The organism is Bacillus nakamurai, from assembly GCF_001584325.1.
GTDB classification, from domain to species: Bacteria; Bacillota; Bacilli; order Bacillales; family Bacillaceae; genus Bacillus; species Bacillus nakamurai.
This window is the reverse complement of sequence record NZ_LSAZ01000041.1, coordinates 94,365-115,154: the sequence shown is the minus strand read 5'-3', so window position 1 is coordinate 115,154 and position 20,790 is coordinate 94,365. Positions and strand designations below refer to the sequence as shown.

Annotated in this window: 21 protein-coding genes; 3 read left to right on the top strand and 18 right to left on the bottom strand. The window is 46.1% G+C overall.

Annotated elements, in window-relative coordinates; all coding sequences use genetic code 11:
- Positions 1-6: 6 nt before the first annotated feature.
- Positions 7-1,029, bottom strand: coding sequence for a SepM family pheromone-processing serine protease (locus AXI59_RS15770; protein WP_061528687.1), 1,023 nt, complete (start codon positions 1,027-1,029; stop codon positions 7-9).
- Between the two features lie 5 nt (positions 1,030-1,034).
- A complete protein-coding gene (locus tag AXI59_RS15765) occupies positions 1,035-1,814 on the bottom strand; it encodes a patatin-like phospholipase family protein (protein ID WP_061520416.1) in 780 nt (259 codons plus the stop codon).
- Positions 1,815-1,992: 178 nt separating this feature from the next.
- Between AXI59_RS15765 and ylbJ the strand changes: the two genes are divergently transcribed.
- Positions 1,993-3,219: a sporulation integral membrane protein YlbJ gene (ylbJ, locus tag AXI59_RS15760; RefSeq protein ID WP_061528686.1), complete on the top strand. Its 1,227-nt coding sequence runs from the start codon at positions 1,993-1,995 to the stop codon at positions 3,217-3,219.
- A gap of 18 nt (positions 3,220-3,237) precedes the next feature.
- Here ylbJ and coaD read toward each other — a convergent pair whose 3' ends face one another.
- The 8 genes from coaD to AXI59_RS15720 form a co-directional block, all read right to left on the bottom strand.
- A complete protein-coding gene (gene coaD, locus AXI59_RS15755) occupies positions 3,238-3,720 on the bottom strand; it encodes a pantetheine-phosphate adenylyltransferase (protein ID WP_061528685.1) in 483 nt (160 codons plus the stop codon).
- A 4-nt stretch (positions 3,721-3,724) separates the two neighbouring features.
- Positions 3,725-4,279: a 16S rRNA (guanine(966)-N(2))-methyltransferase RsmD gene (gene rsmD / locus AXI59_RS15750; RefSeq protein WP_061520413.1), complete on the bottom strand. Its 555-nt coding sequence runs from the start codon at positions 4,277-4,279 to the stop codon at positions 3,725-3,727.
- Between the two features lie 300 nt (positions 4,280-4,579).
- Entirely contained in the window at positions 4,580-4,852 is a 273-nt protein-coding gene (locus tag AXI59_RS15745; RefSeq protein WP_061520807.1) for a YlbG family protein, read from the bottom strand.
- Positions 4,853-4,909: 57 nt separating this feature from the next.
- Positions 4,910-5,359, bottom strand: coding sequence for a regulatory iron-sulfur-containing complex subunit RicF (gene ricF / locus AXI59_RS15740; RefSeq protein WP_061520412.1), 450 nt, complete (start codon positions 5,357-5,359; stop codon positions 4,910-4,912).
- 125 nt (positions 5,360-5,484) lie between these two features.
- Positions 5,485-5,724: a YlbE-like family protein gene (locus tag AXI59_RS15735; protein WP_061520411.1), complete on the bottom strand. Its 240-nt coding sequence runs from the start codon at positions 5,722-5,724 to the stop codon at positions 5,485-5,487.
- Positions 5,725-5,739: 15 nt separating this feature from the next.
- A complete protein-coding gene (locus tag AXI59_RS15730) occupies positions 5,740-6,150 on the bottom strand; it encodes a YlbD family protein (RefSeq protein WP_061520410.1) in 411 nt (136 codons plus the stop codon).
- 205 nt (positions 6,151-6,355) lie between these two features.
- The gene (locus tag AXI59_RS15725) at positions 6,356-7,393 is read right to left on the bottom strand and encodes a CAP domain-containing protein (RefSeq protein ID WP_061528684.1); all 1,038 of its coding nucleotides are present in this window, start codon (positions 7,391-7,393) and stop codon (positions 6,356-6,358) included.
- 86 nt (positions 7,394-7,479) lie between these two features.
- Positions 7,480-7,926, bottom strand: coding sequence for a CBS domain-containing protein (locus tag AXI59_RS15720; RefSeq protein WP_061528683.1), 447 nt, complete (start codon positions 7,924-7,926; stop codon positions 7,480-7,482).
- A gap of 140 nt (positions 7,927-8,066) precedes the next feature.
- Between AXI59_RS15720 and AXI59_RS15715 the strand changes: the two genes are divergently transcribed.
- Positions 8,067-8,426, top strand: coding sequence for a YugN family protein (locus AXI59_RS15715; RefSeq protein ID WP_061528682.1), 360 nt, complete (start codon positions 8,067-8,069; stop codon positions 8,424-8,426).
- Positions 8,427-8,655: 229 nt separating this feature from the next.
- Here the strand turns inward: AXI59_RS15715 and ctaG are convergent, their stop codons facing one another.
- The 6 genes from ctaG to cyoE form a co-directional block, all read right to left on the bottom strand.
- The gene (ctaG, locus tag AXI59_RS15710; RefSeq protein ID WP_156476304.1) at positions 8,656-9,540 is read right to left on the bottom strand and encodes a cytochrome c oxidase assembly factor CtaG; all 885 of its coding nucleotides are present in this window, start codon (positions 9,538-9,540) and stop codon (positions 8,656-8,658) included.
- Between the two features lie 24 nt (positions 9,541-9,564).
- On the bottom strand, positions 9,565-9,897 hold the full coding sequence (gene ctaF, locus AXI59_RS15705) for a cytochrome c oxidase subunit IVB (protein WP_061520406.1): 333 nt from the start codon (positions 9,895-9,897) through the stop codon (positions 9,565-9,567).
- Positions 9,898-9,899: 2 nt separating this feature from the next.
- Entirely contained in the window at positions 9,900-10,523 is a 624-nt protein-coding gene (ctaE, locus tag AXI59_RS15700) for a cytochrome c oxidase subunit III (RefSeq protein ID WP_061520405.1), read from the bottom strand.
- The gene (gene ctaD, locus AXI59_RS15695) at positions 10,523-12,391 is read right to left on the bottom strand and encodes a cytochrome c oxidase subunit I (RefSeq protein WP_061520404.1); all 1,869 of its coding nucleotides are present in this window, start codon (positions 12,389-12,391) and stop codon (positions 10,523-10,525) included. The genes ctaE and ctaD overlap by 1 nt, the downstream gene beginning before the upstream one ends.
- A gap of 31 nt (positions 12,392-12,422) precedes the next feature.
- Complete coding sequence (gene coxB, locus AXI59_RS15690; protein WP_061520403.1) at positions 12,423-13,493, bottom strand: cytochrome c oxidase subunit II; 1,071 nt, start codon at positions 13,491-13,493, stop codon at positions 12,423-12,425.
- Between the two features lie 237 nt (positions 13,494-13,730).
- The gene (gene cyoE, locus AXI59_RS15685) at positions 13,731-14,648 is read right to left on the bottom strand and encodes a heme o synthase (protein WP_061520402.1); all 918 of its coding nucleotides are present in this window, start codon (positions 14,646-14,648) and stop codon (positions 13,731-13,733) included.
- 343 nt (positions 14,649-14,991) lie between these two features.
- Between cyoE and ctaA the strand changes: the two genes are divergently transcribed.
- Entirely contained in the window at positions 14,992-15,918 is a 927-nt protein-coding gene (gene ctaA, locus AXI59_RS15680; protein WP_061520401.1) for a heme A synthase CtaA, read from the top strand.
- A gap of 99 nt (positions 15,919-16,017) precedes the next feature.
- Here the strand turns inward: ctaA and pyc are convergent, their stop codons facing one another.
- Complete coding sequence (pyc, locus tag AXI59_RS15675) at positions 16,018-19,464, bottom strand: pyruvate carboxylase (RefSeq protein ID WP_061520400.1); 3,447 nt, start codon at positions 19,462-19,464, stop codon at positions 16,018-16,020.
- 76 nt (positions 19,465-19,540) lie between these two features.
- Complete coding sequence (locus tag AXI59_RS15670) at positions 19,541-20,752, bottom strand: FtsW/RodA/SpoVE family cell cycle protein (protein ID WP_061520399.1); 1,212 nt, start codon at positions 20,750-20,752, stop codon at positions 19,541-19,543.
- Between the last annotated feature and the right edge of the window lie 38 nt (positions 20,753-20,790).

The window sequence follows — 20,790 nt, the reverse complement described above, 5'->3', positions numbered from 1 at the left end:
CAATCGTCAGGTGCTCTTTACTTTCAGCTTATCCAAATAATCAAGCGCGTCCTGCATGGTGTCAACCGGGACGATCTTCATATGGGTGCCGATGGCTTTTGCTGTTTTCACAGCGTTTTTATAATCGGAATTTTTTGCTCCGTTTTGATTCGGCGCAAAGAAAATGTCTTTTCCCGCTTTGTCTGCTGCGACTACTTTTTGGTCGATTCCGCCGATCGGTCCAACCTTGCCGTCAACGTCAATCGTTCCCGTTCCGGCGATATTGTAGCCTTTTGTTTCGTCCGGCTTTGTCAGCTGGTTATAAATTTCTAATGACATCATAAGACCTGCGGAAGGGCCGCCGATGTTTTCAATGTTAAAATGGAGATCCGGCTTCACCTTAACGTTCCGGTCCGTGTATAACGCCACGCCGATCCCGGCTCTTGACGGCTCGGCCGGGAATGATTTCAGCACGAGAGTGACCGTCTTTTCTTTTGTGTCCCGTTCAATCTTAAATGTCACTTTTTCACCGGCTTTTTTGCTGCTGATATAATCAATCAGCTTTTCTGCGGATTCATACTTTTTCCCGTCCGCGCTGATGATTTTATCGCCGACCTCAATCTTTCCTTTTGCCGGCATGTTTGACACCACTGAGCTTGCATAAATGCCGTTAAATGAGTAGCTTACCTGTTTGTCCGCTTTCTGATAGGCGGCAATAACCGCGTTTTCCTGAGAGCTCTTCATCATTTGCAGCTGGCGCTTCATATATTCGGTATCTGATTCGCCCTCTTCCTTAATGCTTTCGTCAGGGACGATCTCGTCATAAGGGTGCACTTTCGCCCAAAGATATGTATACGGATTGGCAGGGCCTACTTTTACAGTCATCAAGGACAGGCTTCCCTTTTCGGGATACCCTCCGTCAACTTTTATCAGCGGTCTGAGCTCCGATGCTTCCCCGGGCTGTGTTATGTAATACGGAAGCTTAATAAATGTAACGGCGATCAATAAGATCAGGATGATAAACACCCAGCGAAAATGTTTTGTCTTCATATGAGTTAGCCCTCCCAATTCTCTATTTCTTGTTTAATCCGGCCGATCATCCGGTCTGCGGCTTCTTCGCCGGCGGTGATCATATGATCGATGTTGGCAAATGAGCTTGAGCTGAATGTTTCAAGAGAAGGGCGGATCATGACGTCTGCGGCAATGGTCTGGTGACGGACCAATTCATTTTGCAGTATATCCATACTTTGCATGATTACATCAAAAATATGTGCCGCTTTTTCCGTTTTTTTCACCCGGGATACATCTGAGGCGATTACAATATCGGCTCCCATTTCCTTCACGGCCGATACCGGGATTCTGTCGACTACTGCGCCGTCTACCAAAAAACGTCCATTCATCTTTTGCGGGACAAAAATGCCTGGTATGCTGATGCTCGCCCGGACGGCTTCAGAAACGGAGCCTTTCTTAAAGACGACCTTTTCTCCGGTCTGCAGGTCGCAGGCAACGATGCCAAGCGGGATTTGCAGTTCTTCTATCGGCTTGCCGAACGTATACGCATGCACGAGCTGCCTGATACGGTCTCCTTTCAAAAATCCGAGCCTCGGCACCGTATAATCCGCATACAGCCTCCTTTTAAAGGCTTTAGCGACTTTTTTCATCGTCGCGACGTCATGCCCCGCCGCATAAAAGCTGCCGACTAGGGCTCCCATGCTGCTGCCTGCGATCATATCAATTGGAATCTGATGCTTATGTAAACTGGATAACACGCCGAGATGAGCAATCCCTCTGGCCCCTCCCGAACCTAACGCTAACCCGATTGTAGGTTTGGCCAACGCGATTAACCCCCTATAGACATCCTATACTTGAATTCTATGGTCTAAATTGAACCCCTATGCTCGTATATTAGTACAGGATCACAAATAGGTACTTGCCCGGCCATCCTTAAGGTCTGATTTTTATTTTATCATGATATAAATGTCAGTGTGCATTTTTAGCATCGGGGAGGTAAGAATGAACTTGTCGAAGTTTCATACATTTTTGATTGCTTTGTTTTTTATCTTTTTGACGGTAACGGTTATTACGCACCCGCAGGCCTCATTCGAAGCCTCCAAAACCGGCCTTTCGATGTGGTGGGAGGTTGTTTTTCCTTCTTTGCTTCCGTTTTTTATTCTGTCAGAGCTCTTAATAGGCTTTGGCATCGTCAGGTTTGTCGGCCTTTTGCTTGAGCCATTTATGCGCCCGATTTTCAGAGTGCCGGGAGTCGGCGGATTTGTACTGGCTATGGGCATGGCCTCAGGCTATCCGGCCGGGGCTAAGCTGACTGCACGGCTGCGGCAGGAAAAGCAAATATCAAGAGTCGAGGCTGAACGACTCGTCTCTTTCACCAATTCGTCAAACCCTTTATTTATTTTCGGCGCCGTTGCGGTCGGATTTTTCCATAACGCGCCGCTAGGCATTTTGCTGGCCTCGGCTCATTATCTCGGAAATATCGCCGTCGGCCTGACAATGCGTTCATACGGACGGAAAGAGGAAGCGAAGTTTACCGATAAAAAAACGTTCTCTCTTCCTTCGCTGAAGGAAGCATTCCAGGCGCTGCACAGCGCGCGGATGGCGGAAAAACGGCCTTTCGGGAAAATATTGGGCGACGCGGTCATCTCTTCTGTGCAAACTCTTCTCATGGTAGGCGGTTTTATCATATTGTTTTCTGTATTTAATCGGTTATTATCTGTTGTACAAATAATGGATGTCCTGTCCTTTATCACAAATGCTGCACTTACACTCTTCCATCTGCCTTCAAAACTGGACATCCCTCTCATGAGCGGTATGTTTGAAATTACGCTCGGAAGCAAACTGGTCAGCGAAGCGGACGCCGCTTTGCTTCCGCGAGCCATGATTGCAAGCTTCATCCTCGGCTTCAGCGGACTTTCTGTTCAGGCGCAGGTTGCCGGAATATTATCAGACACAGATATCCGGTTCAAACCGTTTTTTATGGCGCGCGTTCTGCAGGGCTTTTATGCCGCTGTTTTTATTCTCTTATTGTGGAAGCCGCTCTATGTCGCATTGGACGAACCTCATCAGTCCGTATTTCTGCCTCTGAATGATCAGGGAGCGGCATCGGTTTTTGTCAGCGGCTGGAACAGCCTTGTCGCGCTCGGCCCCGCTGTCACATTGGCGGCGCTTGCCGTGTATGTGCTGATTTATTGGCATAGGCTGTCAGCAAGGATAAAAAAAGGATGAGACGCCGACCAGCGCTTCTCATCCTTTAAATTTCTGCTCCAGTGCCTGTTCGACTTCCGGCGGAACAAACTCTGAAACAGGTCCTTTATATTTTGCAACCTCTTTCACAATGCTTGAGCTTAAAAATGAATATTGATTGTTCGTCATCATGAAAAAGGTTTCTATTGATTCGTCAAGCACGCGGTTTACAGAAGTCCCCTGCATCTCGTATTCGAAGTCAGAAACGGCTCTCAGTCCTCTGATGATCGCTTTTGCCTGCTTCTTTTTCGCGTAGTCGATTAACAGCCCTTGAGACGTTTCCACCGTAATGTTCGGTATGCCTCTCGTTACTTCCCTTAACAGCTCACAGCGCTCCTCGACCGTAAATAAAGGCTGCTTAGAAGAATTATTCAGCACGCATACGTACACCTGCTCAAACACGTTTGCTCCCCGTCTGATGATATCAAGATGCCCGTAGGTGACAGGATCAAAACTCCCGGGACATACAGCTATACTTGCCACATCACTACCCCCTATTTCGGTATATCGTCACTCCTGTAAGCCCGTAAATCTCCCGTCTCGTTACAAGAAGCGCGCCGACAGCTTCAGGCAGCTCCACCTCTTTGTCATGTTCGGCAACGATAAAACCGTCCTCTTTCAGCATGTTTTGCTCATCAATCATCTCGATAAGCGCTTTCAGCTTTTGTTCCTTATACGGCGGATCTAAAAAGATACCGTGAAAACCTTTTTCCCGTTTGGATGCGGCATAAAGAGCCCGTTCTGCGTCATTGCGGTACACTTCCGCTGAAGACAGCAGGTCAAGCGTTTTTAAATTCGCTTTTACCGTTTGGATGGCTTTAAAATCACGGTCTACAAAGATACAGCGGTCAAACCCGCGCGACAGCGCTTCAATCCCGAGCCCTCCGCTCCCCGCAAACAAATCAAGCCCCGTTCCTCCGTCAAAATACGGGCCGATCATATTAAAGATAGACTCTTTTACTTTGTCCGTCGTCGGCCTCGTTGATGTGCCCGGCACTGCCTTTAAGGCTCGTCCTTTTCTTGAACCGGATATTACTCTCATTTTTCACACCACTTTTTCTGAAAACTTTGATGTCTGGCTTCGGCTTAAGGCCGATATGTATAAAAACAAATCCTATCTTATCATAAAGCATTCTTCCAAACAACGAACTGTAAATCGATGTATACTTACACATGTTCTTGTCAAAACTACGTGTAACAGCATCATTAATGATGTTGTTGCCAACCGCGGAGAAGACTTACGTTTCCCCATAAGTTCTTCCTCCGGTTTCTCCTCTCCCTTTGCCTTCTCCTTAACTTGTTAAGGAATAGAAGGACCCCGCAGATGCCTGCGGGGATTTTTTTATATGCCGATCTTATAATCGTACTCTTTTGCTTTATCAAGCTTAGATTCAAACTCTAACTTTAGAAAAGGCTTGTAAGAAGGCTCCACTTTTTTCACATATGAGTAAGAGGATATCTTGTCCATCGTTTTTTCGATTTGACTCATGTCGCAATACAGCACAACGTATTTCAGCCGTTTCGAAACATAATGGACGTTTCCGAATTTTCTCAGCATTTTACTGTGCTTTAAGGAGTGAAGATATACGATTATGCCTTGGCGCTTACTTTCCACCATTATCACCCGCCTGACTTTCTTTTCATTTATGTAAAAGACGAGACGGCCGTCTCGTCAGGAAACTTTGCATCCGCAGCCGCCGCCGGAACCGCAGCCGCCGCCGCAGGATGACAGGCCGTCAAAATAAGGATTTCCCGTCGGAACTTTTACATGCTCCGATACGGATGTTCCGATCTCAACGCTGATCTCGTCAAGCAGCGACTGAAGTTCGGTCTCTGCTTTTTTAAAATCGGCCACCTTATCATTTAAGTCCAGCTCCCGCTTAATTTCTCTCATTTTGCGGGAAATCTCTCTATAATCAGGATGGTACTTGCCGAATCGCTGCACATCCTCATACTGCTCTTTAATGCTCATAAAAGAACGAATGATCCGCCCTGCCTCTTCATCTTCACGGAGACGCTTGTAACAATCGCGGTAATTTTCAGCCGTCTCAGACTGCAGAATCATGCCGGCAAGCTGCTCCGCTTCACTTTGAAGCTTGACGGACTCAATTGTTGCATACATGAATACGCACCTCCAGTTGTTAGTTTACCATGAAACCAGCCAATTGGAAAATGCGGAGAATAAGACGCTCCCTTTTCTTTTTTACGAGAGCTTTCGCAGGCTAATAAAGCCCCTGTATCAGGGCTTTAATCTTGCGTCCGCATCGCATGAACCATCTGCATCATCATTTGCGCCATTTGAATCCCGTTTGTAAATTGATGAACGCGATGCGGGATCGTCTTTTCATAAAAATTCATCATGTCAAGCTGAAATGAATTCAGATCATCGGGTTTCCTCGCAAGTCTGCGGTACCAGATGGGGCGTTCCCGTATAAACCGTTTCCGTTCTTCATCAGCCAATATGAATTCCTGAACCTCTTTGCGCATACACGATCTCCTTCTTTAATCCTTTCTGAATGAAAAAGGATGTTGTCCAGAGCCCTGCTGAGGCTGCTTTGAACTGCCGCCTGAAAATTGGCTCAAAAGGCTTTGCAATGACGAAATGGACTGGCTCATTTTATTGATCTGCTCATTCATTTGGTTCATATCCATTTTTTTGACGGCGGTCACCATTTTTGAAACAAAATCGTTTTTTTCAGCCGGTTCTTCTTTGGTTTCCGCTTGAGAGGCAGGCTGGACGGTCTGTTCTTTAAAAGGAGTCCATATCGGATCTTCCTCCCCGAGGAGAACCCAGTTTTCGTAAACTTCCTGCCAGCTTTTTTGTTCCTTGCGAACGTTTTGAATCAGCTTGGGATGCTTTTTTACGAATTGTTTAAAATCATCGATTGATTGCCTGGATTGTTGATTCGCCACAATTCTCACCCCCTCCGAAAAGTTTTACCTGCTATAATGTATCGGTTTATGCGCCTTTATGTTCGCCTAAATTGCAAAAAAAGTTGGTATATCTCAAAGGTTCTTTCTTATGGCGGGAGCGGAGTTTGTATTCCTCATTGTACAGTCAGCTTTAATGGAACAATAAAAAAGACCGCACGGGTGATTCCTCCCTGCGGTTTTTTTGCTACCAAGGCTTAATAAAATTTTGCGTGTAATACTTCCTGTCCACGCCGACACCGAGATGGGTATAATCCGGGCTTAACAGCGCCTTTCTGTGCCCTTCGCTGTTCAGCCAGCCTTCGACTGCAGCCGGCCCGTCCACATAGTTATACGCAATATTTTCTCCGGCCTCTTGAAATTTTACATTCCCTTTTTCTAACCGGTCCTTTAAAGTGCCGTATTTTTTTGACACATGGGAGAAATACTTGTTGTCCCTCATGTCTTCGCTATGGCCGAATGCCACCTTTGCCGCCGGCTCATCCCACTTCAGCCTCGCAAGGCCGTGTTTCACGCGGATCACGTTGGTTATATCAAGAATCTGCTGTTCACTTGCCCGCTCAATGTCGTTCCATTTTTCATCGGAAACAGGCTCCGGTTCGGTCAGCTTCCCTCTGTACATGACCTCGTACGGCCTTTGTTTCACAAAGGTTTCCGCATCAAACGCCCTGATGCTTGATAGATTTCCTTCAAATTTGTCCATATACAGCTGAACATACATGCCGCCTATCTTTACCGTAGGACGTGTGTTGATATCCTCTTCCGAAAACTCAAACCGGTACGTATTCCCCTTGTCAGAGACATTGACGAACGGAGCTACCTGCGTCGTTTTAAAGACCTCGCCTGTCGATTCGCCGATTTTAAACGGTTTCGCGTTGATGCCGCTTCCCGAAGCGTATAAAGTCACCGCTTTATCATTCAAAATGCCGACTTGTACATATTGGTCTTTCCCCTGATTGTATACCCACCATTCATAGTCATAGGCAGACGGATCTTTGCGTACCGGTTCCCCCAGTTTCTTTTTTACCTCGGCAGCCGATTTTCCCATAAGAGAGAGCAGCCCTGATGACGGCATTTTCAGCCGCTTTCCGCTTGCTTCCTCATTGGAGACCTGCGGCTCCTCTGGATTTTTCTGTTTCTGAGGAGCTGATCCATATTGTATAAACAGAACATACGCCCCGTAAATAAGTAAAAGGATAACGAGAGCCCTTGCGATATTTTTCAACCTCTCACCCCCATAAAATCATACCGTTCTGTTACAAATTTTTCTCTCATACAGTACAGCCTATTTTTAACGCCAGTGATTTATGTTTAATGGATAAAACCCTGCTGGCTGTCCCCATCTTCAGAAATGTCAGAAAGAGCCTGGCCTGCCCGCTCGTTTGACTGCTCGGCTAAAGAAAGATCACCGAGCGTGACAATGCCGACAAGCTTTTTATCCTGTGTGACCGGAATTCTTCTGAGCTGATGCTCTGCCATCATATGGAGCACTTCATCTACAGAAGCATCCTCCTCAACACTGATGACCTGTTTTGTCATAGCATCGGTTATTTTTTGAGAATTTGGTTTTTTTGAGGCAATCCCTCTTAATACGAGATCTCTGTCTGTCACAATCCCAACCAGTGTCTTGCCGTCCTCGTCTACAATCGGAATGGCGCCGACATCTGCGTCTTTCATCTTCACCGCAGCTTCATATACATTATCTAATACTGTACAATAATGCAAGTCTGACGTCATGAGCTTATTGATCTTTGTCATTGCGGAATTCCTCCTTTTTTCTGCTACTATTGTCGTCAAATTTTTCTTTTTGCATACTTTCATCGTATGAATCATTGAAAGTGTAACGCTTTCATACTATGATTGTCAGGAAAGGTAAATTTTAAAAGGAGGGGGAAGGTTTGAAGTTTGAGGAGAGCGGTCTTGAAGGGGTAAAAGCCGAGCTTAGCCTCCTGGATGATCTGATGGAAAGCAAGGGATTAATCCGGGCGGGCCAATGGGATTATGAAAGAGTGACCTATGATAAAAAATTTTCAGTTGCTGAGGGGACGTTTTATCTGCGGATTCAAGGGATTGCAGCAGCGGGTGATGTAGGCAGCGGCCGCGCCGTTATACAGCTGATGGCCCCTCTTTTAGGCAAGCATTATTATCCGCACGGTGTTGAATACGGCAGCACGGAAGAATTTCCGAGCCATGTCGTCGCTAAAAGCAAAGCATTGATTCTTGAATTGGCAGAGCCTCTAAAAACAGTGCAAATGTAAGAAAAAAGGTACAGCATATTCTGCTGTACCTTCAGGCTGTCGAGAAAATCTCGACAGCCTTTTTGAAATTTAATCACACAATATACTGGTCTGATCCCATAGGCAGGCACACAATATATTGTGTCTCGGAACGAAAGAAATTAAAAGAATGAGGGTTTCTTTGCCATACGTCTTCAAAACCCCCACTTTCTCTTTAATCTGAAGGTACAGCATATTCTGCTGTACCTTTTTATGATACCGTATGCTGAATATACGGAGGCTCGGTCGGTGAATCTTTTTCCCGCTCTGTTTTGACCCACTGAAAAAAAACGACAGCCAAATACGTTCCGTACACAAGCTCTTGAATGATTTTCATTAATACCGCGCCAAGCTGCTGATCTTCTAAAGGAGGCAGCGTGTTAAACATCTCGGGACCCGATAAAGGAATCTGCTGCAGCAAATCTAAAGGCACGCACAGCTTCATCGCTTCAGCCCAAGCCGCCGGGTCTGTATACGTCGCATACAGCGGTGCGCCGCTGAACATAATGAGGGCGCAGGCCGGCGTCAGAAGAATTCCGTCCGCCATAATATACCCCAGCTTCATTAAGCCGGTGAGGCGCGGCAGGCGGTCCACTTGATGCACTATCGGCCACCACATAAAAAACGCCGTGATAAATATCAAACCGTTCATCAGCGTGTGATACAGAGAATCCGTTTTCACGGCATCAAATATAAACGGAACGTGGTAGAGAGAAAATATGCCGTTAAATAACAGCAATGCGACAAGCGGCAGCGAAAAAAAAGAGAACAGCGGTTTTACGACCGGCCTGAAAATGATTTTCTCCCACGCCCAGCCGGGAATTCCTGAAATCAAAAGCGGAGGCACAACTAAAAACAAAACCGCCATCTGGGCCATATGGGCGCTGAACATCACGTGCCCCAATAAATCCACCGGACTTCCGGCCGCCGCGTAAAAAAAGAACGCCGAAAGCCCGAACAAAACCTTCTCCTTTACCGATACACAACCCTTATGCCGGCTGCACCAGTAAAAATAAAGCGCCGTAATCACGGCAGTCACACAAAACAGATAAGGGCTCCACATCGCGCGAAACCCAAACATTTCTAAATTAATCAAATCTCTCACTCCCTGCCGCCCCGATTACCACCAAATAATCGTGACAAATGCCAGCACGGTGATAAACGCGACAAATATTCCCGAATACAGAAATAATGACGGCGCTTCATGCCCTTTTTGGCTCATATGCATAAAATAAAACAGCTGAAAAATGACTTGTATGACTGCAAGCAGGATGAGAAACGGCATTGTAAACCAGCTCGCGATGCCATCGGCCGCCACTGTCAGAAACGCGACAAGCGTGAGGCCGATCATCAAACCGAAGGACATGATTTGATATTTCATCTCCTCGGCGTTTTTCTTTTTACGATATTCGAGATCCGTACTGACAGTCCCTCTGTTTTTTTTATCGTCCATCGTTATCCCACCATCCCCATTAAATATACAACGGTAAAGATAAAGACCCACACGACATCGATAAAATGCCAATATAAACTGGCAACATAATATTTTGGCGCGTTATAAAGGCTGAGCCCTCTTTTTGCATTTCGGATCATAAGCGTGCTGATCCATAAAAGGCCGAACGCCACGTGGGCTCCGTGTGTCCCGACAAGCGTGTAAAACGCTGAACCGAGCGCAGAGCTCGTGATGGTAAACCCGAATTCATGAGTGTAATGTGTAAACTCATATATTTCTACGCCTAAAAATCCCGCTCCCAATAAGATGGTAATCAGAAGCCACAGCTGCATCTTTCCGAATGAGAAGTTTTTCATATGATACATCGCATACACACTTGTTAAGCTGCTCGTTAACAGCAGCATCGTGGCAATAAATACAATCGGAAGCTCAAACATCTCAGCGGTGGACGGGCCCCCGGCTTTTGACTGCCTAAGGGCGAGAAATGTCGCAAAAAGCGAGGCGAACAAAACAGTTTCCCCGCCGAGAAAGAGCCAAAATCCTAAAAACTTATTTTTCCCCTCCAGCGTTTCTTTTTCAGGAGAAGCCGGAAAGGTTTCAGCCGTCATTTTTTCCTGAAGCTGCATTACGCCTTCACCCCTTTATCGTCATTCGGCAAATCTTCTTTATGAATATGATAGCCGTAATCATCAATCACAGAGCGAAGCAGCATGGAAAAGAACGTAATGCCGAGCCCTATAAAGATGACAGGAAGCCCCCAAGAATGGTCAGAGCGATACAAAAGACCGAATGCTGCGACAAAAAGACCGAAAGAAATGATGAGCGGCAGAATGGATCCGTTCGGCATATGGATGTCTTCTACAGGCTCTGCGGGGGCCATGCCCTGATTTCCGGCCTGCTTTTCGATCCACAGCGGATCAAGCCCTCTTACAAATGGCAGCTGTTTAAAATTGTATTCAGGCGGCGGCGAAGCCACGGTCCATTCAAGTGTACGCCCGTCAAGCCATGGGTCATTTCCGACGTATTTGCCTTTTACAGACGTATAAATGATATTGACTACCAATAAAACAGCCGCTCCGGCCATAAAAAACGCGCCGATTGAACTGATGAGGTTGCCCGTATCAAGTCCCTGGCCAGGCAGATACGTGTAAACGCGCCGCGGCATTCCCATCAATCCGAGGAAATGCTGGATGAAGAAAGTTAAGTGAAAACCGATAAAAAATAAGATGAACGAGATCTTTCCCATCGTTTCGTTAAGCACTTTCCCGAACATCTTCGGCCACCAGAAATGCACGCCGGCAAGTATGCCGAACACAACACCGCCGATAATGACATAATGGAAATGCGCAACGACAAAGTACGTATCATGGAACTGGTAATCAGCCGCAGCCGCAGCCAGCATGACACCCGTCACCCCGCCAAGAACGAAAGAAGGAATAAATGCCACCGCGTACAGCATAGGGGTCGTAAACTTGACGTTTCCTCCCCAGATTGTCAGGAGCCAGTTGAAAATTTTAATACCCGTCGGCACCGCAATTGCCATCGTAGCAACAGCAAAAATCGCGTTGGCAATCGGGCCGAGCCCTGTCGTGAACATGTGGTGCACCCATACCATAAATCCGAGGAAGCCGATCAGCACAATCGCAAAGACCATTGATGAATAGCCGAACAGCCTTTTTCTCGCAAATACGGGAATCACTTCTGAAAAAATTCCGAAAGCAGGAAGGATTAAAATATAAACTTCCGGATGCCCGAAAATCCAAAACAAGTGCTCCCAAATAATCGTATTTCCGCCGAGTTCAGGATTAAAGAAATTCGTTCCGAACAATCGGTCCAGCATCATCAGCGCCAAGCCGACCGTGAGCGGAGGAAAAGCAAATAAGATGAGTGCCGACGCCACAAATGTCGTCCACGTAAACAGCGGCATTCTCATATAGGTCAAACCGGGCGCCCTCATATTAATAATAGTTGCCAAAAAGTTAATCCCTGCAATCAATGTCCCTAACCCCGATATTTGCAGACCCAGCACGAAGAAATCAATGCCATGCCCTTTTGAATGCAGCGCAAGTGACGCGTAAGATGTCCAGCCGGCGTCAGGGGCGCCGCCTAAAAACCAGCTCAGATTCAGAAAGATCCCCCCGAAGAAAAACAGCCAGAAACCGAGCGCGTTCAAAAATGGAAATGAGACATCACGCGCCCCGATCTGGAGCGGTACAACGGCATTCATCAGCCCGAATAAAAGCGGCATAGCCGCAAGGAAAATCATTGTCGTTCCATGCATCGTCATAATTTCATTAAACTGCTGCGGATTGACGAAATGGCTGTCAGGCCTTAAGAGCTGAATCCTGATCAGCATCGCCTCAAGCCCGCCGACTACGAAGAAAAATCCCCCGGCGATCATGTATAAAATCGCGATTTTTTTATGGTCAACCGTCGTCAAATAATCCCAAAGCAAAGAGCCTCTTTTCCGCTTTTCTGTAAGCGTATTCAACATTTGCGACCTCCCCCCAAATATCTCCCTGTCCTCACTTGCTTTCCGCTTTTAACCCTTTTAAATATTCATACAGCGCATCCGTTTCAGCATCTGTCAGCTTCGGATACGAACCTGTCATTTTGTTTCCCGGCTTAATGCTCTCCGGATCTTTCAGCCAAGCCTTCACATTTTTTTTGTTCGAATCCTTGATCCCGGCTACTTTGACCCGTTCGCCGAAGGTTGCCAGGTTCGGAGCCGTTCTCGCCGCTTCTGCCCGTTTATCATTTGGCTCAACCGCGTGGCAGCTCAGGCAGTTTTTCTCCTTAAACAGCTCTTCACCTTGTGCGGCTAAATCAGAATTCGTCTTATGCTTATAATTTTTCATCGCTTTCGTCCAGTTTTTAAATTCTTTTGACGAAAGCGGCTTCACTTTAAAATCCATCAGCGCGTGCGAAGGGCCGCACAGCTCGGCGCATTTGCCGAAGAAATACTCTCCCGCTTCTTTGCTTCGCTTCGAATCAAAGGTTAAAAAGAAGGTATTGTCATTATCCGTATTCGTATCAATTTTCCCGCCTGCTGACGGAATCCAGAAGGAATGCTTTACATCGGATGACTTCAGTTTGAAATAGACGCGCTCATCTGTCGGAACGATAAGCTCCTGGCTCGTCACGATTCCGTAATCCGGATATTCAAATTCCCACCAGTATAAATTGGCCCTGACATTAACGACGAGCGCATCCTCCGCTTTACGGTTTTTCTTATCCATCGGCGATGTATCCGCGAGCGCCAGCGTGTCGATTACAACCGGAATGACGAGAACAATTAGAAGCAAGATGGGAATGACGGTCCAGGTGATTTCTAAAAAGCGGTTCCCCTCGACCTGTTTCGGTATCGTGTCTTCCCCTACACGCGACCGTCTGAATCTTACAATGACATAAAAGAAGATAACGGCCACGACCGCCACGACTACAACCATAATAAGTGTGCTGAGCACGGTCAGATCATACTGTTTATCAGCCACCTCGCCGGCAGGCTTGAGTGTGGACAGAAACGGTTTTCCACAGCCGCTTAACAAAAGCGGCACTAAGGCTAATAATGAAAAAAGACGCCAACGCTTTAACATTTCACCCAACCCCTTTTTTGATCAGTACAAGATGAACTTCAACGGAATGTTCACAAGCAGATAAACTGCTTCCAACTGAAATGCTTCATTTCCTCATTTCTTAAAATATGAGATTTTTTACTTAAAATTCCATCTATGTATAAAAGCAAAGCCGCCTGATTAAACAAAAGGTCAAGGCGGCGTTTACTAGTTGTCATCGTTTGTTTTGAAGCGATCAAACAAGCTCGTTATTCAATTTTAAAACAGCGTGAAGACCACCATCGCAACAAAATAAATGGTCATGTAATTAAGTGAATAGACAAACATAAGAGTGGCCCACTTCATGATGTTTTTCATCCGGAAACCCATCAATCCGAGAACGAGCCATCCGACATTTAACAAAGTGCCGAGAATAACAACCGGAAGACCGAGACTTCCGAGGAAAAACGGAAGCGGTAATAAGCATGCGACCCAAACGATAATCTGTCTTTTCGTCACTTCAAAACCATGCACCACCGGCAGCATCGGAATATTTGCGGCTCTGTAATCTTCTGTTTTTTTAATCGCAAGCGATAAAAAGTGGGGAATCTGCCAAATGAATAAAATCATGAACAATACCCACGCGACAACCCCGATATGCCCTTCAACTGCCGTCCAACCGATTAACGGAGGCACGGCGCCTGAGACACTGCCGACGACCGTATTAATCGTATAGCGGCGTTTCGTCCACATTGTATAAAGAACAACGTACGTAAACACCCCGATAAAACCGATCACAGCTGCCATCACGGTGGTCATTAAAAGCATGATAAGTCCTAAAGCAACGAGTAAAATTCCTGACCACAGCGCTTGATTCGGCTGAATCTTTCCGGTAACCGTCGGCCTTACTTTCGTGCGCTCCATTAAATGGTCGATATCCCGGTCGTAATAATTGTTAATGGCACAGGAACCGGCGATGATCAAAGAAGAACCGATTAATGTAAGAAGCACGGTGTTTAAATTGCCTAAAAAGCTTAGACCGGATATATGTAACGCAAGCCACATCCCGGTAAAAGTCGTAATTAAATTTGAATTGACGATCCCTATTTTAATAAGAGAAAGGAAATCCTTCCATGCCGTCGTCTCTTCAATCTGCCCGTCTATAGCTGTATCGTTTAAAATTCTGGAATTAGCCATAACGTAAACCTCCCTTACAAACCTAAAGCAGGTTTTTTTAAGACCTGCAACTCTATCATACAAGATTATTCCCTGTAAAAAAACATCCTCTTAAATATTAAACGAGAAACAGGAATTTATTTGTGAACTTTTTATGAATTTTACCAAATACGCCGATTTTGAGTAAAGCGGTTACTTTATTTCTATCAGACCCATCTTGAATAATCAACCCCATAAACTAAGAAGTCTTGATTCTATTATATTTTTGTGAACAAACAGAATTGAGAATTGCCACAAAACACATATTCGCTTACACTTGGTACGTATATAAATTTGTTCAGTTTGTTAAGAAGGTGAATGTATAATGAATAAAGCATTAAAAGCACTCGGTTTGCTGACAACTTTTGTCATGCTCGTCGTGCTGATTGGCGGGGCACTCGTCACAAAAACAGGGTCGGGCCTCGGCTGCGGAAGGCAGTGGCCGCTATGTAACGGCCGGTTTTTCCCGGAACTGAACGCCGCGTCCATCATTGAATGGAGCCACAGGCTCGCAAGCGGTATATCCATCGTTCTTGTCCTGAGCCTCGCTTTTTGGGCATGGAGAAAAGTCACGCCTGTTTTCCGTGAGACAACCTTTCTCGCCATTATGTCCATTATCTTTTTATTTTTACAGGCGCTGCTCGGCGCACTGGCGGTTGTTTTCGGTTCAAACGCGCTGATTATGGCGCTTCATTTCGGCATATCGCTGATTTCTTTCGCTTCCGTTTTGATTTTAACGCTGCTCATCTTTGAAGCTGATAAATCAGTCAGAAAGCTCGTCAAACCGCTTCGTATCGGCAAGAAAATGCAGGTTCATATGATCGGGCTTTTGATTTATACGTATGTCGTCGTTTATACGGGCGCTTACGTGCGCCATACCAGTTCAAGCCTTGCCTGTCCGAATGTTCCGCTCTGCAGCAGGCTGAACCACGGACTTCCGGTCCACTTCCAGGAATGGGTGCAGATGGGCCACCGTACGGCGGCGTTTTTATTATTTGTATGGATCATTATTGCAGCCGTGCATGCGGTGCGTTCTTACAAAGATCAAAAGCAGATTCTTTGGGGCTGGATGGCGGCACTCGCCTTCGTTTTATTGCAGGCGCTGTCAGGAATCATGGTCGTATATTCCGAAATGGCGACCGGTTTCGCGCTTGCCCATTCACTCTTTATCGCCGGATTGTTCGGTGTCTTATGTTATTTCCTATTATTAATCGCCCGTTTCCGCTATGAATCAAAACAGCAGAACGGCTGATTCAAAAAAAGGCCAAAGCTGCTGAGCTTTGGCCTTTTTTCCTCTTCCTTCCTATCTTTAAAAGCCGGATCATGCTTTGCATGTTCCGGCTTTCATCAATTACGCTTTTTCAATCTCAATCAGTAAATCGCCCGTTTGAATCGGTTCGCCATTTTTCACATGAATCTGCTGAATTGTTCCAGAGAATGGCGCCTGTACGGTCGTCTCCATTTTCATCGCTTCATTGATCATTAAATGATCGCCTTTATTCACCTTCGCACCGGTTTCCGTTAACAATTTAATAACGGTGCCTGGCATTGAGGCGGCGATATGGCTCGGATTTGTCCGATCAGCCTTTAATTTTTCCTGCACGGACGACTTAATGCTTTCATCTTTAATGACAACTTCACGCGGCTGGCCGTTTAATTCGAAATAAACGACACGTGTTGCATCAGGCTGCGGCTCTCCGATAGACACAAGCTTCACGATCAGCGTTTTTCCGCGCTCAATTTCCACTTCAATTTCTTCGCCGAGCGTCATGCCGTAGAAGAAGGTCGGCGTGTCCAATACGGAAATGTCCCCGTAATGTTCAGCTGTTTTGACATATTCAGTGAACACTTTCGGATAAAGCGCGTAAGCGACAGCATCTTGATCACTTAATTCCATCTGATGAGTTTCCTTCCATTCTTCTTTAATGGCGTCGAACGATACGGGTTCAAGCAGTTCACCCGGTCTTACCGTAATCGGCTTTTGCCCTTTAAGAATCAGCTTTTGCAGCTTTTCCGGGAATCCGCCATGCGGCTGGCCGATCTGCCCTTTAAACAGCTCGACAACCGAATCCGGGAAATCAAGCGTTTCACCTTTATCATAAACATCTTGCTCTGTTAAATTATTTTGCACCATGTAAAGCGCCATATCTCCGACAACTTTAGAAGACGGCGTTACTTTAACGACATCGCCAAACATGCGGTTGACGACGCTGTACATTTCTTTTACCTCATTCCAGCGTTCGCCAAGGCCGACGCCTTTTGCCTGCTGCTGAAGGTTGCTGTACTGGCCGCCAGGCATTTCATGGTTATAAATTTCCGTATGAGGAGACTTCATGCCGCTTTCAAATTCACTGTAATAATGGCGCACGGATTCCCAATACTGTGACAGTCTTTCAACATTCTGCACATTCAGCTCAGGACGGCGGCTGTTTCCTTCCAGCGCATAATAAAATCCGCTTGCGCTCGGCTGGGATGTCAAACCGGCCATCGAGCTGACAGCAACATCAACAATATCCACACCCGCTTCAACAGCTTTAGCATACAGATAGATGCCGTTGCCGCTCGTATCATGCGTATGCAGGTGGACAGGAATATCAATCGTTTCCTTAAGGGCTGACACAAGCTCATATGCCGCTTGAGGCTTAAGCAAACCGGCCATGTCCTTAATGCCGAGAATATGCGCGCCGGAAGCTTCAAGCTCCTTCGCCATGGAAAGGTAGTAATTCAGATCATATTTCGTCCGGTTCTTATCAAGAATATCACCTGTATAACAAATCGCAGCCTCCGCCACTTTGCCTGTTTCACGGACGGCATCAATCGCCAGTGTCATGCCTTTTACCCAGTTTAAGCTGTCAAATACCCGGAATACATCAATTCCCGATTCAGCTGACTGCTGGACAAATTTCTTGATGACATTGTCCGGATAGTTTGTATATCCGACGGCGTTCGAAGAGCGGAGAAGCATTTGGAACAAGGTGTTCGGCACTTCTTTACGGAGATCCTCCAGACGCTTCCAAGGATCTTCTTTTAAGAAGCGGTATGCTACATCGAATGTCGCGCCTCCCCACATCTCAAGGCTGAACAGCTCAGGCCATAATGCAGCTGTAGGATTTGCGATTTTTTTCAAATCATTTGATCTGATTCTTGTCGCTAATAATGACTGATGGGCGTCCCTGAACGTCGTATCGGTTAAAAGAACGGACTTTTGCTCTTTTACCCAGTTTGCAAGCCCCTCTGCGCCTCTTTCATCAAGTATCTGCTTTGTTCCGTTCGCAGGCTTTTCTTTCACACCTAACGTAATGGTCTGCGGTTTATCAAATGCGGGTTTTTCTTTTTTCCCAATGCCCGGAAAACCGTTTACCGTTACATTTCCGATATAGTTGAGCATTTTTGTCCCGCGGTCCTTCTGTTTAGGGAATATGAACAATTCAGGGGTTGTGTCGATAAACGATGTATCATATTGTCCCGTCAGAAATTTTTCATGTTTTGCTACGTTTTCAAGGAACGGTATATTGGTTTTAATGCCTCTGATTCTGAATTCCTGCAAGTTGCGGACCATTTTTGCCGAAGCTTGCTCAAATGTTAAGGCCCATGTCGACAGCTTGACGAGCAGGGAATCATAATAAGGCGTAATGACAGCGCCTTGGAAACTGTTCCCCGTGTCAAGACGGACACCGAACCCTCCGCCGGAGCGGTACGCCATAATTTTACCCGTGTCAGGCATAAAATCATTCAGCGGATCTTCTGTGGTCACTCGGGATTGAATGGCATAGCCGTTTGTGACAATATCTTTCTGCTGAGGGATATTGACAGCGCGGCTGTGCAGGCTGTGCCCCTGTGCGACAAGGATTTGCGTCTGCACAATATCAACGCCCGTAATCATCTCCGTAATGGTATGCTCCACTTGTACGCGGGGATTTACTTCGATAAAGTAAAATTCATTATTCGCGACGAGAAATTCAACGGTTCCGGCATTGATATAGCCGACATTTTTGGCAAGCGCGACAGCCGCCTCACAAATCTTATCCCTTAATTCAGGCTGCAATGAAACGCTGGGCGCCACTTCAATGACCTTTTGGTGGCGTCTTTGGACGGAACAGTCCCTTTCATACAGATGAACGACATTGCCTTCTTTATCTCCGATTACCTGAACTTCAATATGTTTCGGATTTTCGATCAGTTTTTCAACATACACTTCGTCGTTTCCGAAAGCGGCTTTCGCCTCCGATTTGGCGCGTTCAAATGAATCTACTAATTCACTTTCGCTTCTGACGATTCTCATGCCCCGGCCGCCGCCGCCGAGCGACGCTTTAATGATAAACGGATATCCGTGGACTTTTGCAAATTGTTCGACATCTTTAAGTGTTTCAGCCGGCCCGTCACTTCCGGGAATAACGGGGATGCCGGCTTTTTCAGCCTGTTCGCGGGCCTTCACCTTGTCGCCAAACATGTCTAAATGCACTGAAGTCGGCCCGATAAATACGATGCCTTCTTCTTCGCAGCGTCTCGCAAATTGGATATTTTCAGATAAGAATCCGTAGCCCGGATGAATGGCATCCACGCCGTTTCTTTTGGCGATTTCAATAATTCCTTCAATATCAAGGTACGCATCAATCGGTTTTTTGCCTTCTCCGACAATATATGCTTCATCCGCTTTGTAGCGGTGATAGGAACCGGAATCTTCTTTTGAATAAACGGCTACCGTTCTGATGTTCAACTCTGTGCACGCCCGGAAAATCCGGATCGCGATTTCTCCCCTGTTTGCTACTAACACTTTTTGGATGGACTGTTGTGACAAACTTCTCTCCCCCTTGGCCTAAATAAATATGTACTTTATAATAAAGGAATATCCTCCCCATGTATACATTTGTTTTTTACAGATACACAGTTTTTTCCGCCTGTCTTCTTTTACTCTCCTTCGGCAGAACAGGTTCCCTCTTTTTCTTTTTTTCTGTGTACTTGACATGCATGCTGACATTCACTAAAATACCCGCGCTCGTTAATAATAAGAGCAATGATGAGCCTCCGTAGCTGATAAACGGAAGTGTGACCCCTGTAATCGGAATTAACCCGCTCACACCGCCGAGGTTAATAAAAGATTGGATGGCAATCATGCTTGAAATCCCGATTGCCAAAAGGCTCCCGAACGGATCTTCACACTTTCTGGCAATATAAAAGCCTTTTAACACAACAAAAGCGAGTAATAGGATAACAAACAAGACACCGAAAATGCCGAGTTCTTCTGAAATAACTGCCATAATAAAGTCAGTATGCGATTCAGGCAGGTATCCGTATTTCTGAATGCTTTCACCTAGGCCGAGTCCAAAAAATCCGCCTGAGCCGATCGCATAATACGAGTTTACGATTTGCAGGCCGGACGTACTGGCGTATTTAAACGGGTTTTCAAGACTTTCAAACCGGCTTAAACGCACCGGGGTAAAAATGCTGTCCCAATTCAGATAAATAAGCGGACTGACAAGAAGCATGACGATCCCCGCCATCACGACAAGCCTGAGCAGTGTTCTGCCGCTGAAGCCTGAGCAAAGAATAACGCATAGCGCAATTAAGCCGATAATCATCGCCGTCCCTAAGTCAGGCTGTATGGCGATGAGCGCGCAAATGAGTACGGTAACGATCACCGGAGGCGCAATCCCTGTTAAGAGCTGGTCAATATAACTTTGTTTTTTTGCATAAACAGCCGCAAGATACAAAATAATCGCCAGCTTTACAAATTCACCCGGCTGAATGGCGATTCCGCCTATTTTAAACCAGCTTTGCGCGTTTCCGGCAACATGTCCGAAAACAAACAGCGCACACAGCGCAAGCAGCGACGCGAGCAGCATCACTTTTTGAAACTTTTGATGAGCCAGCACTTTGTACGGAAATACAGCCATGATGATAAATAAAACGCTCCCTGCAATGAAAGCAAACAGCTGCCGTTTAAAGAAATAATCACTGCTCACCCCGTAGCGCGAGACAGCGGTGATCATACTTGAGCTGTATACCATCACCAGTCCGAAACTGCACAGCAAAATGATAGCGCATATCAATGAATAATCGTAAGATTTTAACATTCTTTTAAACATAACATCCTCTTTCCTGCTTAAAGCTTACGTTTAATACC